Source organism: Microbispora hainanensis (assembly GCF_006874475.1).
Classification (GTDB): Bacteria; Actinomycetota; Actinomycetes; order Streptosporangiales; family Streptosporangiaceae; genus Microbispora; species Microbispora hainanensis.
This window is the reverse complement of sequence record NZ_VIRM01000137.1, coordinates 1-1,465: the sequence shown is the minus strand read 5'-3', so window position 1 is coordinate 1,465 and position 1,465 is coordinate 1. Positions and strand designations below refer to the sequence as shown.

Below are 1,465 nucleotides of genomic sequence, written 5' to 3'. Positions count from 1 at the left end.
GTGATCGGCTGGTGGCCGCCGCCCTGGTCGAGGGTGGAGGCGAAGACGAAGTCCGACCAGGCCCACAGGAACGCGAACAGCGACACCGTGATGACCGAGTTGCGGGAGACCGGCAGCACGACCGACCAGAACGTGCGCAGTGCGCCCGCGCCGTCCACCCGGGCCGCCTGCATCAGCTCCTCGGGGATGCCGGACATGAACGTGGCGAGGATCAGCACGGCGAACGGCACCGCGAGGGTGGAGTCGGCCACGATCAGCCCCGGCACGGTGTTCAGCACGCCGGTGCTCAGGAAGATGGCGTAGAAGCCCATCGCCATGATGATCCCCGGGATCATCTGCGCGATCAGCAGCACGAAGCTCAGCACGCCGCCGCCGCGCGGGTGCAGCTTGGCCAGCGAATACGCCGCGGGCGCCGCGATCACCAGTGTCAGGGCCACGGTGCCCAGCCCGACGACGAGGCTGATGGCGAGGTAGGGCCCCTGCTGTTCCAGCACCGCGCGGTAGCCCTCCAGCGTGCCGTGCACCGGGAACCAGTAGGGCGGCGACTTGCGCATGTCCTGGTCGCGGGTGAACGAGACGTTGATCATCCAGTAGACCGGGAACAGCATGAGCACGGTGAACACCACGCCCAGGCCGGTCCGCCACCAGGTGCGCCGGGTCGCCGTCATGCCGCCCCCTGCCGTCGCTGTGTGCGGATGTAGACGAGGCCGAAGACCAGCGCGATCACGATCAGCAGGTTGCCGACCGCCGCGCCGGGCCCGAAGGACGGCAGCAGGTTGCCGAAGCCGAGCCGGTAGGACCAGGTGGCCAGCGTCGTGGACGCGTCGCTCGGGCCGCCCTTCGTCATGATCCAGATGATGTCGAACACCTTGAGCGTGTAGACCAGCCCGAGCAGCAGCGTGATCGCCGACACCGGCCGCAGCAGCGGGAACGTCACCCGCCAGAACCGCTGCCAGCCGCCCGCCCCGTCCAGCGCCGCCGCCTCGTGGATGTGGGACGGGATCGCCTGCAGCCCGCTGTAGAGCACTACCAGGTTGAACGGGATGCCGATCCAGATGTTGGCGATGGTCACCGACCACAGCGACCAGTCGGGCGAGGTCAGCCAGTTGACCGGGCCGACGCCGGCCCAGCTCAGGGCGGCGTTGACCACACCCGACTCGCTGTTGAGCATCCACGACCACGTCGACGCCGACACGATCAGCGGCAGCAGCCACGGCACCAGGAACAGCGCCCGCAGCGTCGCCGACAGCCGGAAGTTGCGGCTGAAGAACACCGCCAGCGCGAGCCCGATGGTGAACTGGAAGGCCAGCGACACCACGGTGAACACCACCGTGTGCCACAGCGCCGGCCCGAAGGTGGCGTCGGCGAACACCTTCGCGTAGTTGGCGAACCCGGTGAACGGCGCGTCCCCCTGCACGAACGAGCGCACCGTGTAGTTGCGCAGGCTCAGGTCGACGTTGCGATA

2 protein-coding genes are annotated in these 1,465 nt (G+C 68.7%); both read right to left on the bottom strand.

The window, feature by feature from the left end; genetic code table 11:
* Positions 1–668, bottom strand: a 668-nt coding sequence (locus tag FLX08_RS39835) for a carbohydrate ABC transporter permease (RefSeq protein ID WP_142625423.1), incomplete at its 3' end; no start/stop codon positions are given.
* Positions 665–1,465 (bottom strand): carbohydrate ABC transporter permease (locus FLX08_RS39830; RefSeq protein ID WP_142625422.1); only part of this gene is annotated, 801 nt, incomplete at its 5' end. The genes FLX08_RS39830 and FLX08_RS39835, both read right to left, overlap by 4 nt.